Raw genomic sequence first — 14,326 nt, 5'->3', positions numbered from 1 at the left:
ACTCCTTGAACGGATAGTGTCTTGTTATGGTGCTGATGTTTTTGATCATTGTTCGAACAAATGATCGACCTTAACGCAAAAAAAAGCAAAGCCCGCAGGCTAAGACTTTACGCTAACACCGCCAGGCGAGCGCCACGCTCGTCAGGACGACGGCTCACGGCGCCTCGAGCACGTAGCGCGCAGCGGCTTCGTCGGTGATTAGCCCCTTGAGCCAGCCGCCGCGCAGCGCCGCCAGAATCGCTGGCCCCTTGTCGCGGCCGCCGGCGATCGCCACCATCGTCTGCTGGGAAAACGCCGTCAACGGAAGGCTGGTGACGCGCCGGGTGATCGAGCACTCGATCAGCTCGCCATGCTGGTTGAGCGGCCAGCCCAGAAGCTCGCCCACGGCCTCGAGCGCCAAAAGCTCGTCGAGCTCGGCCTGGCTAATGAAGTGATCCTGATAGAGGGTTGCCTGGCCATCGATGCGCCCTACCCCGATGAACGCCGCTTTGGAAGCCGCCGCGACCTCTCCGATCGCCTTGAACAGGCGCTGGTCGAGCAGCGCGCGCTTCTCCTCGATCGACTGCGCCACCACCGGCGCCGGCAGCAAAAAGCGCTCGCCGCCGGTCTTGTCCGCCAGCGCCATCACCGCGTCGAACCGGTTGGCCGAGCCGTCCCGGGCGACGTTGCCGATCAGCGACACAAAGCGGTGCTGGGCGCGCTCGATACGCCCCAGCGCCTCGACGGTGGCGCGCACCGAACGCCCGGCGCCCAGCGCCAGCGTCAAGGGCTCGCTCTGCTCCACGAAGTGGGCAAGGCGCCGGGCGCCGGCCACCGCCAGATAAAAAGCCGCGCTTTCCGGGGCGCCGGTTTGGGCTGGCACCACATCGCAGTAGCCAAGCCCGAAGCGCTCGCCAAGCGCCCGGCCCAGGGCCATGCACGACGAAATGGGGTGATCGATCTGCACCTTGATCAGCCCCTCCTGGCGGGCCAGCGAGAGCAGGCGCTGCACGCCGGGGCGCGAGACACCCAACTGAGCGGCGATGTCGTCCTGGGTCAGCCCGCCCACGTAGGAAAGCCAGGCCGCGCGGGCGGCCTGATCCAGCTTGACCTCGAATTTATCCATGGCGTGACTTGGTTATCATCGTGAAAATGCCATTAAAAAAACCCACTGACTGCGACCCCGCGCTCAAGCCCTGTCGGCGTCGATTCGCTAATATGGGTCTACGCCCGATTGTTAGAAGAGTGACTCGCGCTGGCGCAGCCATCCCGAGCGCCTCAGGCGCTGCCGAAATAGCGCTCGCGATCTTCCGGGGTAACAGTACTCATGTGTAGCGGGAAGCGGCCGCTTTTGCGGTCCTCGAAGAAGTGCTTGAGCGTGCGCTCGATGGTGGGAAAGGCAAGTTCGTCCCAGGGGATGTCCTGCTCGCCGAACAGCGCCACCTCGAGGCTCTCTTCGCCAGCGCCGAACTCGCCCTCTAGCCCGGCCAGAAAGATCATGTAGACCTGGTTGATATGGGGCAGGTCGATGAGCGTGTAGAGACTTTCGATCTCGACCTCGGCTTGCGCCTCTTCGCGAGTTTCGCGAAGGCCAGCCTCGCGGGTGGTTTCGGCGTTTTCCATGTAGCCGGCGGGTAGCGTCCAGTAGCCCTTGCGCGGTGAGATCGCGCGCTTGCACAGCAGCACCTTGTCGCCCTGCACCGGGAGCGTTCCGGCCACGATACGCGGGTTTTGGTAGTGGATCGTGCCGCAGGCGTCGCACAGGTAGCGCGGGCGGTCGTCGCCTTCGGGAACGGCAAAGCGGACTTTTTCACCGCACTGGCTACAAAAATTCATGTTGGTATCTCAACTGCTGATAAGGTGTGGCGATCGACCCGGTGCCGACTGCCCTTTCGAGCGCACATTCGACGGAAATGCCATGTTAGAGAAACTACGTAAAGAGCTGCAACACTATCGACCAAAAGAGTTGAGCCGCGCCAAACTTTTACAGGCGGCGGTACTGCTGCCAATCGTCGACCGCCCCGAGCCTACCTTGCTGTTCACGCGCCGCGCGAGCCACCTTTCGACCCACAGCGGCCAGGTGGCCTTTCCCGGCGGCAAGCGCGAACCGGGCGACCGGGATCTCTACCACACGGCGCTGCGCGAAGCAGAAGAGGAGATCGCCCTGGCGCCGAACGAGGTGGAGCGCATCGGCCAGTTATCCGACATTATTTCGCTGCACGGTCTCTGCGTGACGCCCTGGGTAGGCATCATTGCGCCGGATCTCGAATTGAAAGCCGACCCCGGCGAGCTCGACGCCATTTTCGAGGTGCCCTTGAGCCACTTTCTACAAGACAAGCGAACCTACACCGACGTCATCAACGTGGACGGCGTTGCCCACTACGTGCCGAGCTATCAGATCGACGATCACGTCATCTGGGGGCTTTCCGCCATGATACTGGTCGAGCTTCTGGCCAAGGGCTTCGGCATGGAGATCGACCTTTACCAGCGCCCGGCCGGCACGCTCAAACACCACCCGGAGCGCACCCAGCGCGTGCCACAAAAAGGCGATATCGACGCGGCCCCGAAACGTCGGAGTCGATCATGACGCAAGCCAATCTTTCTTCCATCGAGGCGTTCGCCTCCCGCGCCGAAGGCGAGCTGATCGACGCGCTGGTCGAACAGGGCTGGTACGTAGGCAAAGGGGTGATCGACGCAGGCCTTTGTGCGAGCCTAGAGCGGGAGCTTTACGGGCTCAAGGAGGCCCAAGCGCTCGAAGAGGCGGGGATCGGCCGCGGCCGCGAGCACCATCTGCGCAAGGACATTCGCGGCGACGCCATCCACTGGCTGAACCGGGAAAGCGAAGCGCAGCGCGCTTATCTCAGTGCCATGCAGCGCCTGCAGGTCGCACTCAACCAGACGCTGTTTCTGGGGCTGTTCGAGTACGAGGCGCACTTCGCCCACTACCCGACCGGCGCCTTCTACAAGCGCCACCTGGACAGCTTTCGCGGCCGCGCCAACCGGGTAGTCTCAACGGTCGGCTACCTGACGCCCGAGTGGCCAGTCGATGGCGGCGGCGAGATGGTGATTTTCGATCCCAACAATCCGGAGCGCGAAGTGGCACGCGTGGTACCCGAAGCCGGCACCTTCGCCTGCTTTCTCTCCGACACCATCCCACACGAAGTGCTGCCCACCCGCCACCCCAGAAGCAGTATCGCCGGCTGGTTCCGGCGCAACGCCTCCTTGGGCGGCGTACTCGATCCAGCGCGTTAATATAAATTAAAAAAAAGAGCCAAGTGGTTGTAAAAAAATTAGATAAAGGCTTTTTAGAAAAATCAGCCTGTATAGCTATTGCAAAGCCATCCACAGCGTCTACCTTGAGAAGTGTCCGCGCAGGAAAGCGCACGACAAGGTCAACGAGCTACCCCCCGTAGTTTCAAGCCTGATCGCACGACACGCCCTAACTGCCTTTTGGCGCGCAGGGTGTAAAGCAAGAAGTGGTTTTACCACCAGGAAAATAGCCAGCTGTCTTTTAAAGACCTTTTCAATCGCGTTTTTAAAGGCGGTGGCTATTCAAGGTTGAGGTATCGGTTTAACGCCCATGCCTTACTACGAACGCAAGGAGCAATCGCAATGAAAATGATCAAACCCGCTTTTCTCGGCACGCTGATGGTACCGGCATTCATGTTCGCTGCAGGCGCCAACGCTCAGTCCGACAACGCCGCCGAGCCGAACGCGCAGTCCGACAACTCAGCGACCATGCAGCACTCTGGCGACATGGATGCAACCTATATCACATCCGCGCCGCAAAACAGCTTTCACGCTGATGCACTGACCGGCAACTCGGTACTCAGCGCCGTTGAAGAAGACGAAGAGATCGGCACCATCAACGATCTGATCATTGATATGGATGGCCAAATCCAAGCGGTCGTAGTAGGTGTAGGCGGTTTCCTGGGTATGGGCGAAAAAGACGTCGCCATCGAGTGGGACTCTCTGGACCTGACCATGGACGAAGACAACGATGATTACGTGATTCGTGTCAACGCCACCCAGGAAGCGCTCGAAGAAGCCGAAGGTTACGATCGTGACGGCGATCGCGAAGAAATGAATGATGACGGCATGAACAGCGATACCGGCATGGAAAACGATGCCGATATGGACGACGAAGAAATGGACGCCAATAGCTAATTCTATTAGGTCCACGCTAAAAGCCCCGACCCAGGTCGGGGCTTTTTTATGGGTATAAAATGAAGTGAGACCTATCGCCTGCCCTTTCAGGGTGGCACTGGTGCTAAAGCGGCCACTATTTTTGCATTAAAAAGGCGCTGTCGAAGACAGCGCCTTTAATCGGACTCGAACTAACCCACCAATGATTTAGCCTTTGAGTTTGGCGTTCATGGTCACTTCGGCTTTCAGCACCTTGGAGACCGGACAGTTGGCCTTGGCGGTTTCCGCGGCTTCCTGGAACGCGGCGTCGTCGGCTCCGCTAACGGTGGCCTCGACGTCCAAATGAATTTTAGAGATATCGAAGCCCTGGTCGCTTTGTGACAGCGTGACCGTGGCTTGGGTGTCGATGGCGTCGGCGGTGTAGCCTTTGTCGCCTAGAATCATTGAAAGCGCCATCGAGAAGCAGCCCGCGTGCGCGGCGCCGATCAGCTCTTCCGGGTTGGTGCCCTTCTCACCTTCGAAACGCTGCTTGAAGGAGTAGCCGGCATCTACCGCGCCGCTTTCGGTCGCGATCTTGCCCTTGCCATCTTTTAAGCCACCTTCCCAATGCGCATTCGCTTTACTATCCATGGAACACTCCTGTTGCAATCAATTGCCTGGTTACTCAAAAGGGCCGGGAAACCATCCCGTTATCCCATCCCCAAGCGTAGCCTACTTTCAGCGAAAGTGCCGAAAAGCGGCTTTTTCACAACGTAAATGCCCTACTTTGAAAGGGTCACCATGGCTCGAAGCGAGCGCTATCGACGTTCCTGTTATTTTCACGTGCGTAGCGGCACTGGTGCAGCCGCCGCCCCCACACGAAGTGTCGTTTCAGCGCGCTGGTCGAGCGTGGCGTTTTGACCAAAGTAGCCGCCCTTGAGCGCGGGCTGAGTCTTGAGCTTGACCAGCGTCGCTAGCGGCTCGGAAGCGACGGGGATGGCGCCCAGGCGTTGGTCTACGGTAATGATGGTGCAGCGCTTACAGGGTTTTCGAAACGTCAAACGCGCCGCGCCGTCGATATCGAGCGCCTGCCAGCCGTTTTCCGCCCAGGCCTCAAAGCCGTCGAGGACGATATTGGGGCGAAAGCGCGCCATCGGCACCGCGTCCTGGCCTTGGGCCTCGAGCGCTTCGTTGAGCGCGGCGAGCGAGCCGGTGGTGGCCACCAGATACGGATAGCCGTCGGCGAAGTGGGTATCGGCGACGTCGCCGTCCATATAGTCGGCCTCCACGTAACGAGTGAAGCCCTGGGCAAAGCGCACCAAACAAAGCCCTTGGGCCTGCTCGCCAAGCGCCGCCACCAGCCAGCGCGACACCTCTTCACGCTCGGCGATGGCCTTGCAGTGATCCTGCCACACCGTGACCAGGCGGATTTTGCCCGCAGGCTCCTCGAGCGGTATTTCGATCTCGCCGGCGCTTCGGTGGGAAAGCACCAGCGCCGTGTCGGTGAGCGCCACACCGATGCTTGCAAGCGCGGGGAGCTGGCGCTGGGTGACGAAGCGCTGGGCGGAATCGACCCACATCCAGCGACGGTCCCAGGCCAAGCCCTGGGGCGTGGCCACCGCCTCGTCAAGATCGATGCCCTGAAGGGATTTTACCGGGTAGATGGTCAACTGCTGGATCTTCACATTAACGCTCCGTGGCGATATCGAGCCCCTACTCTAGCGAACTCCCCGGGCACCCACCAGCGCGTCACAGCGTCTCGCCCAGCTCGATGCGATAGCCCAGATCGAGCATCGGGTGGGCGTCTCTGTCTTTACCTGTATCGCTATCGATGCGCTCCAGCAGCGCTTTCGCCGCCGCCTCGCCGATCGCCCGGCGCGGGGTGATGACGCTGGCAAGCCTGGGCGTCATCGCCTGGCCCACATCGTGACCGTGAAAGCCTGCCAGCGCCATCGCCTGCGGTACGCGTACGCCCAGGCGCAGGCACTCGTAGTAGGCGCCGATGGCGACATCGTCGTTGGTGCAGAAAAGCCCGTCGGTGCCTGGGTAGTCGCGCAGCACGGTCTGCATCAGCGACGCCCCGACGCTGTAAGAAGAGCGCTCGGCGCTTTGCAGCGTGACCGGCTCGAGCCCGTGGCGAGTCATGGCGCGGGCGTAGCCCTGCTCGCGCTGGCGGGTACGCTCGTCCAGGCGAACGGCAAGATAAACGATGCGCCGGCGCCCGCGTGCAATCATGGCGCTGACCATGTCGTCGGCGGCCTGAACGTTGTCATAGCCCACCGCCTGATGAAGCGGCAGGCGGTGAGTATCCATGATCTCGACGATGGGAATACCCGCGGTTTCCAGCATGCGCAGGCTGCGCGGCGTGTGTTCGTGATCCGACAAAATCACGCCGTCGACGTTGTAGGACAAAAGCGAGGCGAGGCTTTGCTCTTCGAGCGCCGGGCTGTAGCCGTAGTGCGAGAGCATCAGATGAAAGCCCGCAGGCTCGGTGTGGGTCTCGATCCCTAGGATGACGTCGGCGAACACTTGGTTGGTCAGCGAAGGTACGAGCACGCCAATGGAGCGGCTTTTCGCTCGCGAAAGAAGCTCCGGGGCACGATTGGGAATGTAGCCCACCTGCTCGGCGGCGCTAAAAATCCGCTCGCGAAGGCCTTCGGACACCGTTTGCGGGTCGCGCAGACAGCGGCTGACGGTCATCTTCGTCGCACCGACGCGCTCGGCGATGTCCTGCAGGGTGGGACGTTTTTTCTTCACAAGTTACGGGCCTTTTATCGAACGCGCCAAGCCAGCCTCAAACGTCGGCGCGAAAAGTGCACCGTGTATCAGCGCTTGCCGGCCAGGCGCGTGATGAAGCGCTCGGCAATGAGTTCGGGTGTCAGCGCAATCGACAGCGCTATCGCCTCCTGCTCGTCGGGGGCCTCCAACGCTTCGAGCTGGCTCGCCAGCATCGCCTCGCCCTTGAAGAAGTGATCTTCGCGGGTGGTCAGGCGCTTTTTCAAAAGCGCAGGCTCGCCTTCGAGGTACAAAATTTCGAGCGCCGGGTCGCCGGTGCGCAGACAGTCGCGATAGCGCTTTTTGAGCCCGGAGCAGGCGATCACCACGGTTTTTTCCTCGCGGCGATACGTAGCGAACAACCCGGCTAGGGTTTCCAGCCACCCTTGGCGGTCGCCGTCGTCGAGCGGCGTGCCGCTGGCCATTTTAGCCACGTTGGCCGGCGGGTGATAGTCGTCGCCATCGATGAACTCGGCACCCAGCTCGGCAGCGAGGCGCTGGCCCACCAGGGATTTTCCGCAGCCGGAAACGCCCATGACCAGAATACGGCAGGAAGTGGCGGTCATTGGTTTCGTCTCCCAGGGGTGCGCGGCGCTCGACCGACGTATGAAAAGAGAAAAGCACTACACCGGCAGCGCATTGCTCGACAGCGCTTTGTTACCGGTAACAATACAACGCAGAAGGCTAACCAGCCCCCGGTAGCGTGTCAAAGCAAAACGCCTTTGCTACGACTAACGTCCAATCATAGCGATATGGGCGCAGAGGTACTACATTACCTCCAGCTTATGGGCACCCACGACCTGCCCTCGCTTTTTTGTTCACGATAAGGAGAAGTCATGTCTATCGAAAAAATCGCTTACCGCGCTGAGGCCCACGTTAGCGGTGGCCGCGAAGGTCACGCAAAATCCTCTGACGGCGCGCTGGATGTCGATCTCAGCACGCCCAAAGAGCTTGGCGGCGCCGGCGGCAGTGGCACCAACCCGGAGCAGCTCTTCGCCGCCGGCTACGCTGCGTGCTTTCTCGGCGCGCTCAAGCACGTCGCAAGCCAGGAGAAGGTCAAGCTGCCCTCGGATGCGAGCATCGATGCGCTAGTAGGCATCGGCGCCGTCGAGGTTGGCTTTGCTATCGAAGTCGAGCTGCAGGTGAGCCTGCCCGGCATGGACAAGCCCGCCGCTCAGTCGCTGGTCGAGAAGGCGCATACCGTCTGCCCCTACTCCAACGCCACCCGTGGCAACATCGACGTTACTCTGACCGTCGTTTAAGGCTTAGCGGCGCCTTCCAGCGACCAGGCCACCGCCTTCGCCGCGTGCAGGGCGGTGGTATCGAAAAGCGCGACCCGGGTGTGGCTCTGCTCCACCAGCAGCGCGATTTCGGTACAACCCAGAATCACCGCCTCGGCGCCCTCGGCCTGCAGGCCTTCGATGATATCGAGATAGCGCTTGCGCGACTCTTCCTTGATCTCGCCGCGGCAAAGCTCCTCGAAGATGATCCGGTGAACGCTTTCGCGCTCGTCGTCCGTGGGAATGACGACGTCGATGCCGTAGCGCTCCTTGAGCCGCGCCTTGTAGAAATCCTGCTCCATGGTAAAGCGCGTACCCAGCAGCCCGACCCGCTTGATGCCGTCCTTCAGGCACTGCTCGGCCGTGGCGTCGGCAATATGTAAAAGCGGAATGTCGATGGCCGCCTCGATCGCGGGCGCGACCTTATGCATGGTGTTGGTGGCCAGCACCAGGCAGCCCGCGCCGGCGCGCTCCAAACGCTTTGCCGCCTGAATCAGGTACTCGCCGGCCGTGTGCCAGTCGCCGGCGCGCTGCAGCGCCTCGATCTCGGCAAAATCGACGCTCTCCATGATGAGAGAGGCCGAATGAAAGCCACCCAGCGCCTCATTGACGCCTTCGTTCAACGCCTGGTAGTAGCTTTGCGTAGACTCCCAGCTCATGCCGCCCAGCACCCCGATCGTTCGCATCCGCCTCTCCTTTCGTGCAGCCCTGTCGTGCAGTTTTATCGTTCATTCGTTTGTTTGCATAAAAACTAATACAACATACACCCTTGTAGCCGGGTTTCACTAGCCCCATTGATGACCAGAGGCTACGTTACAAGGGTCGGGTTTCAAGCGCCCATCACCTCGATGCGCCACCCTATCGATAGGCCACTATTGAGCGACAAGGAGCAGTGACGATGAGCGATAGCTACACGCCGCCCCGCGTATGGGAGTGGGAAGCCGGCAACGGCGGCAAGTTTGCAAACATCAACCGCCCAACGGCGGGCGCGCGGGAAGAGAAACCGCTGCCGGTGGGCAAACACCCGCTTCAGCTCTATTCGCTGGCCACGCCCAACGGCATCAAGGTCACCATCATGCTCGAGGAGCTGCTGGAAAAGGGGATAGAGCAGGCGGAGTACGACGCCTACCTGATCAACATCGGCGAAGGCGACCAGTTCGGCAGCGGCTTTGTCGAGATAAACCCGAATTCCAAGATCCCGGCGATGATGGATCACAGCGTCAACCCACCCCAGCGGGTCTTCGAATCCGGTTCGATTCTTCTCTACCTGGCTGAGAAGTTCGACGCCTTTTTGCCGCATGAGCCGGCCAAACGTACCGAAACGCTCTCCTGGCTTTTCTGGCAGATGGGCAGCGCGCCGATGCTCGGCGGCGGCTTCGGACACTTCTATGCCTATGCGCCGGAAAGCTACCAGTATCCGATCGACCGCTACACCATGGAAGTGAAGCGCCAGCTCGACGTGCTCGACAAGCATTTGGCCGAGAATCGCTACATGGCCGGCGACGAGTACACCATCGCCGACATGGCGATCTTCCCCTGGTACGGGGCGCTGGTGAAAAACCGCGTGTACGAGGCGGCGGAGTTTTTACAGGCCCACACCTACGAGAACGTGATGCGCTGGGCCGACGAGATCGACGCGCGCCCGGCGGTCAAGCGCGGGCGTATGGTCAACAACATCAAGGGCGACGAAAGCGAGCAGCTCAGAGAGCGCCACGACGCCAGCGACTTCGAGCACAAGACTCAGGACAAGCAGTAAGCCTGATGCACTAACGCAAAACGGCCCCTTTCGGGGCCGTTTTGCGTCAACGGGTGCCGCTTAGTGTTGACGACCCGTCACGGGCGGCGCACGTCCTCAAGACTCGAGCGCTCCCGGGCAAGCGTTTGGGTCACCACGCTGAGCGAGCCGTCGGTTTCGAGCACCACCGCGGACACGTCGGCCACGCTCGCAAGCCCGCTTGCGCGCACCGCCGAGCGCACCTCGTCTTCGGTGACCCGCGCCCGGTAGAGCGCCCGGGTCAGAAACTCGCCTTCGTAGAAAAGCATCAAGGGCTCGCCGGTGACGGCGCGCTTGATCCAGCCGACCCGCACGCTCAGCCAGGTAATCAGGTACTGAAGCGCGATCAAAAGCGCCAATGCCAGCGTGCCTTCGGCCAGCGCCACGTCTTTTGAAAGCAGCACCGTGGCAAGCGTCGAGCCCAGCGCCACCGTGACGATCATGTCGAAGGCGTTCATCTTGGAGAGCGTGCGATTGCCGGAGACGCGCAAAAACGCGATCAGCACGACATAGGCGAGCACCCCGACCACCAGCGTGCGTACCAGGCTTTCCCAGCCGCTAAAGAACATCATATCCATCGGTAATCGCCGCTTTTTGATCCATGGACATTGAGTGTAGTCACTCAAGCCAAGGTGCCAAAGCGAGCGGCGTCGATTGCGTCAGGTCTTATCGCCGTGGCGCTTTTGATACTCGCGCCACCACTCGGCGTAGGAGCTGTTTTCCGGGGCGCGCTCGTTTTCGTCCGGCGCGCCGTCGTGCCACCACACCGGGCCGCGCTCGCCAAGCGCGACCTTCGCCTTTTGCACGTCGCTTCGGGCTTTTCTGAGCGCCTCGTCGTCCTCCTGGTCCTTGGCGGTCTTGACCGCGCGGCGCGCCTTCATTAGCGCGTTGACGTGGGTTTGCTCTTCGTCCTCGTCAAGGCTTGGATTGGTGGCGCGCCACAGTCGGTTTTTGGCCACGAAGTAACGGCCATCCGGGGTGTGGGGAAACGGCGCTTTCGGCATGAAGCGATCCTTTGAAGGTGTAACCACTCTCAGGATAGATCGCCCCGGTGATTTAGAAACGTTTGGTCAGGGTAATCGAGCCGATATCGTCGTGGCTTTGCTGGCCGTCGAACTCCCGCGTGCGCGCGAGTACGGCGTAGTTGACCTGCCAGTCGTTCCAGCCAAGCGCCAGCCCCGCGGAGGCGTCGCCCACCCACTCCTTGCGATCCACCGAATGGCTCGACGAGAACACGTTGCCGTCCAGCGTCAGGTTGTGCGCCATGTAGTAGCCGTCGACGCTGGCAAACAGATACCACTGCCACCCGCGGGTCGTGTCGAACTGCCCACGGTTGCCCGGGTTGGGCGTCAGCGTCGGTACGCCGCTGGCGTCGTCGCCCCAGCGTACGCTGTAACCGGCGCTGGCGTAGGTGTAGAGATTTCCCAGCGCCGCGCCCATGCTCGGCCCGTGGGCGAACTGCTTGCCGGCCAAGGGCGTATCGATCCACCACTGACGGCGCAGGGTAAGGTTCAAAAGCGGCTCGTCGCTTAGCTGGTTATCCCAGCCGCGCGGGCGGTCGCTGCCGGTGACGTGGTGCACCTCGCGCTGAATGCTGTCGGCCAGAGACGACGGCCCCACCAGCCCCACGTCCAAATGCAGATCCGTCGACCGCGTGATGCTCGAGGTGATCGGGGCATCTTCGTAAAGCGACACGCCGCCGAACACGAGCCCGGCGTAGGGGCGATCGCTTTCGATCAACTGTGGCTGTTCAATATCGTTCGGGGTATAGATTTGATGCACCAAACGAAATGCCGCTTGGTCGGCTTCACCGATGATCGGCTCGGGCAGAGCCGCAGCCAGCCGCTGTGTCCAGCTAGTCGGCGCCGGCGTGTAGCCGTAGTTGAGCTCGAATCCACTGGTGAAATGGCCGTCGGCGTTGCTTGCCAGGCCGTCGTTTTCGATCTTGAACGTAAAGGCGCTGTCGTCTGCCAACGCCAGTGGCGACGTCAATGCCAGCGTAACGGCCAAAGCCAGCGGGTTCCGCCTTGCGGCAGAAGGAATGCGCATGTCTCTTTCCTTGGGACTCGGGGGATCGGGTAAGCATAGCCACAAATAAACGTTTTTGATTGTATGTAATCAAACAAGCGTTCGGCAAGCGACTTCGATGGGCCTGACCTTGATGACCCCTGGGGCACGTCCTCACCCGCCCTCCTTCGATTTCAAACGCGTGGATCGATTTCTTAACGCTCGCGCACAAGCCACTGCGGGGTGATTTCGTGCTGGCCACGATCATCGGTCACGTAAAGCGCGCCGTCGCTGATCATGACCGCCCAGTTGATCGCCCGCGGCAACGCTGTCGCTATCTGCGCCAGCGCCTGCTCCGGCAAGCTCGCCACGTGCAGATTCTTGAGCGACGACACGCCGGGCAGCACTTTCGCCTCCCACTGCTCCGTGCGCCCGTAGGCGAGCAGCGATACCCGCTCGGCGCGCCGCGAGCACCAGGTCAGGCGCTCGGCGTCGGGCTGGCCCACCTCGATCCAGTGCAGCACGCGCCCGTCCAGGCTTTTCTCCCAAAGTGCCGGCTCGTCGACATCGGAAAGCCCCCGGCCAAAGCCCAGCGCTTCGCTGTACCAGAGAACATACGCCAGCAGCCGCGCACAGAGCCGCTCCTCGGTTTCGGAAGGGTGGCGGGCCACGGTGAAGCGCAGCGTTTCAAACACGTTGCGATCCAAATCCGTCAGATTCAGATCCACTTTATAGGGGGTCGCACTTAAAGCCATCGGTCGTATCCAGAGTCGTTTGGCGGTCAGTGTAACGGATTCGCTCACACGGGTCTTAAACGAAGGTCGAGTGTATGCGGGACGTTAGGATGATCTACCATGCGTACGCCTCGATGTTACCGATAACATTGCGCGTTAATCGTCCCACTCAAGACCCCGGAGCCTGCTTATGGACGGATGGATACAAACGATGTCAGCAGGCCCCTTGCTGGGCATTGCCGCCGCCGCCGTGCTGCTACTGCTGTTGATGATCATCAGATTCAAGGTGCACGCCTTTCTCGCCTTGATCGTGGTAAGTCTTTTGACGGCGCTGGCTACCGGCATCCCCTTCGAGGCCATCGTACCGACGCTGGTGCAGAGTTTTGGCGGCACGCTCGGGGCCGTGGCGCTGCTGGTCGGCCTGGGCGCCATGCTTGGCAAGCTCGTCGAGTACTCCGGCGGGGCGCGGGTGCTGGCGGATCGCATGATCGCGCTGTTCGGTGAGACGCGCGCGCCCTTCGCGCTGGGTATCGCCTCGCTTTTAATGGGCTTTCCAATCTTTTTCGACGCCGGATTGATCGTCATGCTGCCGATCATTTTCGCGGTGGCGCGCCGCCTGGGCGGGCCGATTCTCTTGTACGCCCTGCCCGCCGCCGCCGCGTTTTCGGTCATGCACGTGTTCTTGCCGCCGCACCCGGGGCCGGTTACCGCCTCGGAGTTTTATGATGCCAACCTGGGGCTTTTGATGGTGACCGGCGTGGTGCTCGCCTTTCCGATATGGTGGTTGTCCGGCTACCTGTGGGGCAAGTTCGTCGCCAAACGCTACCCCTTCGTGCTGAGCAACACGCTCTTTAACGAGGTCAAGGAGGAGGAGATCACCAACCCGCCCGCCGTGAGCACGGTGCTGTTCATGCTGATGCTGCCGCTTTTGCTGATCTTCATGAACACCGGGCTCGATTTTCTGCGCTCGCTGGGCGCGGTGGATGTAAACCAGGCCTGGTTTTCGCTTTTACGCGCGGTCGGCACGACCCCGGTGGCGCTTTTGATCTCGACGCTCGTGGCCATGCTGGTGCTGGGCCATCGCCGCGGGGTCGAGGGCAACGCGCTTGAGAAAGTGCTCGATTCGGCGCTGGCGCCAATCTGCTCGGTAGTGCTGATCACCGGCGCCGGCGGCATGTTCGGCGGCGTGCTGCGCGCCTCCGGCATTGGCGATGCGCTCTCCAACTCGCTCGGGGATCTGGGCCTGCCGGTGATCGTGGCGGCCTATCTGGTCGCGGTCATCCTGCGCCTGGCCCAGGGCTCGGCTACCGTGGCGCTGGTGACCGCCGCGGGGCTGATGGCGCCAAGCGTCATCGGCGCCGATTTCAGCGCCATGCAGGTCGTGGCGATAACGCTTGCCACCGCCGCGGGCTCGGTCTTCGCCGGCCACGTCAACGACTCCGGCTTCTGGCTGGTGGGAAGACTTCTGGGCATGGACGTCAAGACCACGCTCAAGACTTGGACGGTGCAGCAGGCGCTCGAGTCTTTGGTCGGCTTCATTTTCGCCTGCCTGATTTTCGCGCTGTTCTAACGCAACTTCTTTAACGCCACTCACACGCGTTCACCAACGAGCGCATCAACGAGAAAGCGGGCCAAGTGGCCCGCTTTTCATG

Annotated in this window: 17 protein-coding genes; 6 read left to right on the top strand and 11 right to left on the bottom strand. The window is 61.4% G+C overall.

Going from position 1 to position 14,326, the window contains the following annotated elements:
- Nucleotides 1-154 precede the first annotated feature (154 nt).
- Together ACGLWX_RS08425 and ACGLWX_RS08420 are read right to left on the bottom strand one after the other, a co-directional pair.
- A complete protein-coding gene (locus ACGLWX_RS08425; protein WP_252106642.1) occupies nt 155-1,105 on the bottom strand; it encodes a sugar-binding transcriptional regulator in 951 nt (316 codons plus the stop codon).
- 152 nt (nt 1,106-1,257) lie between these two features.
- Nucleotides 1,258-1,815 (bottom strand): NUDIX hydrolase, encoded by a 558-nt coding sequence (locus tag ACGLWX_RS08420; RefSeq protein ID WP_396238924.1) that lies wholly within the window; start codon nt 1,813-1,815, stop codon nt 1,258-1,260.
- A gap of 82 nt (nt 1,816-1,897) precedes the next feature.
- Here ACGLWX_RS08420 and ACGLWX_RS08415 point away from each other — a divergent pair, with 82 nt between their 5' ends.
- The 3 genes from ACGLWX_RS08415 (at nt 1,898) to ACGLWX_RS08405 (ending at nt 4,146) form a co-directional block, all read left to right on the top strand.
- On the top strand, nt 1,898-2,566 hold the full coding sequence (locus ACGLWX_RS08415; RefSeq protein ID WP_396238922.1) for a CoA pyrophosphatase: 669 nt from the start codon (nt 1,898-1,900) through the stop codon (nt 2,564-2,566).
- Nucleotides 2,563-3,231: a 2OG-Fe(II) oxygenase gene (locus ACGLWX_RS08410; RefSeq protein WP_396238920.1), complete on the top strand. Its 669-nt coding sequence runs from the start codon at nt 2,563-2,565 to the stop codon at nt 3,229-3,231. The genes ACGLWX_RS08415 and ACGLWX_RS08410 overlap by 4 nt, the downstream gene beginning before the upstream one ends.
- 360 nt (nt 3,232-3,591) lie before the next feature.
- Nucleotides 3,592-4,146 carry a PRC-barrel domain-containing protein gene (locus ACGLWX_RS08405; RefSeq protein ID WP_396238918.1) on the top strand — a complete coding sequence of 185 codons (555 nt, stop codon included), beginning with the start codon at nt 3,592-3,594 and terminating at the stop codon, nt 4,144-4,146.
- Nucleotides 4,147-4,332: 186 nt separating this feature from the next.
- Here ACGLWX_RS08405 and ACGLWX_RS08400 read toward each other — a convergent pair whose 3' ends face one another.
- The 4 genes from ACGLWX_RS08400 to ACGLWX_RS08385 all read right to left on the bottom strand — a co-directional run bounded on the left by ACGLWX_RS08400 (nt 4,333) and on the right by ACGLWX_RS08385 (nt 7,445).
- On the bottom strand, nt 4,333-4,755 hold the full coding sequence (locus ACGLWX_RS08400) for an OsmC family protein (protein WP_252106637.1): 423 nt from the start codon (nt 4,753-4,755) through the stop codon (nt 4,333-4,335).
- Nucleotides 4,756-4,943: 188 nt separating this feature from the next.
- Entirely contained in the window at nt 4,944-5,789 is an 846-nt protein-coding gene (locus tag ACGLWX_RS08395) for an MOSC domain-containing protein (protein ID WP_396238916.1), read from the bottom strand.
- 64 nt (nt 5,790-5,853) lie between these two features.
- Nucleotides 5,854-6,861 carry a substrate-binding domain-containing protein gene (locus ACGLWX_RS08390; RefSeq protein ID WP_396238914.1) on the bottom strand — a complete coding sequence of 336 codons (1,008 nt, stop codon included), beginning with the start codon at nt 6,859-6,861 and terminating at the stop codon, nt 5,854-5,856.
- 68 nt (nt 6,862-6,929) lie between these two features.
- Entirely contained in the window at nt 6,930-7,445 is a 516-nt protein-coding gene (locus tag ACGLWX_RS08385; protein WP_396238912.1) for a gluconokinase, read from the bottom strand.
- A 270-nt stretch (nt 7,446-7,715) separates the two neighbouring features.
- On the opposite strand from ACGLWX_RS08385, the gene ACGLWX_RS08380 reads away from it, so the two are divergent.
- The gene (locus ACGLWX_RS08380) at nt 7,716-8,141 is read left to right on the top strand and encodes an organic hydroperoxide resistance protein (RefSeq protein ID WP_252106633.1); all 426 of its coding nucleotides are present in this window, start codon (nt 7,716-7,718) and stop codon (nt 8,139-8,141) included.
- On the opposite strand, the gene ACGLWX_RS08375 is transcribed toward ACGLWX_RS08380, so the two are convergent.
- Nucleotides 8,138-8,845, bottom strand: a complete 708-nt coding sequence (locus tag ACGLWX_RS08375) for an aspartate/glutamate racemase family protein (protein WP_396238910.1) — start codon at nt 8,843-8,845, stop codon at nt 8,138-8,140. The genes ACGLWX_RS08380 and ACGLWX_RS08375 overlap by 4 nt on opposite strands.
- A gap of 212 nt (nt 8,846-9,057) precedes the next feature.
- On the opposite strand from ACGLWX_RS08375, the gene yghU reads away from it, so the two are divergent.
- Complete coding sequence (yghU, locus tag ACGLWX_RS08370) at nt 9,058-9,915, top strand: glutathione-dependent disulfide-bond oxidoreductase (RefSeq protein WP_396238908.1); 858 nt, start codon at nt 9,058-9,060, stop codon at nt 9,913-9,915.
- Between the two features lie 77 nt (nt 9,916-9,992).
- Here yghU and ACGLWX_RS08365 read toward each other — a convergent pair whose 3' ends face one another.
- From ACGLWX_RS08365 to ACGLWX_RS08350, 4 genes are all read right to left on the bottom strand, one after another.
- Nucleotides 9,993-10,511, bottom strand: coding sequence for a DUF421 domain-containing protein (locus ACGLWX_RS08365; RefSeq protein WP_252106630.1), 519 nt, complete (start codon nt 10,509-10,511; stop codon nt 9,993-9,995).
- Between the two features lie 81 nt (nt 10,512-10,592).
- Complete coding sequence (locus ACGLWX_RS08360) at nt 10,593-10,937, bottom strand: hypothetical protein (RefSeq protein ID WP_396238906.1); 345 nt, start codon at nt 10,935-10,937, stop codon at nt 10,593-10,595.
- A gap of 52 nt (nt 10,938-10,989) precedes the next feature.
- Complete coding sequence (locus tag ACGLWX_RS08355) at nt 10,990-11,982, bottom strand: lipid A deacylase LpxR family protein (protein WP_396238904.1); 993 nt, start codon at nt 11,980-11,982, stop codon at nt 10,990-10,992.
- 173 nt (nt 11,983-12,155) lie between these two features.
- Nucleotides 12,156-12,695, bottom strand: a complete 540-nt coding sequence (locus ACGLWX_RS08350; protein WP_396238902.1) for a YaeQ family protein — start codon at nt 12,693-12,695, stop codon at nt 12,156-12,158.
- Nucleotides 12,696-12,885: 190 nt separating this feature from the next.
- Here ACGLWX_RS08350 and ACGLWX_RS08345 point away from each other — a divergent pair, with 190 nt between their 5' ends.
- Nucleotides 12,886-14,244 carry a GntP family permease gene (locus ACGLWX_RS08345; protein ID WP_396238901.1) on the top strand — a complete coding sequence of 453 codons (1,359 nt, stop codon included), beginning with the start codon at nt 12,886-12,888 and terminating at the stop codon, nt 14,242-14,244.
- The last annotated feature ends 82 nt before the right edge of the window (nt 14,245-14,326 follow it).

Source organism: Halomonas sp. HMF6819 (assembly GCF_044335525.1).
Taxonomy (GTDB): domain Bacteria; phylum Pseudomonadota; class Gammaproteobacteria; order Pseudomonadales; family Halomonadaceae; genus Vreelandella.
This window is presented reverse-complemented; position numbering and strand designations above follow the sequence as displayed.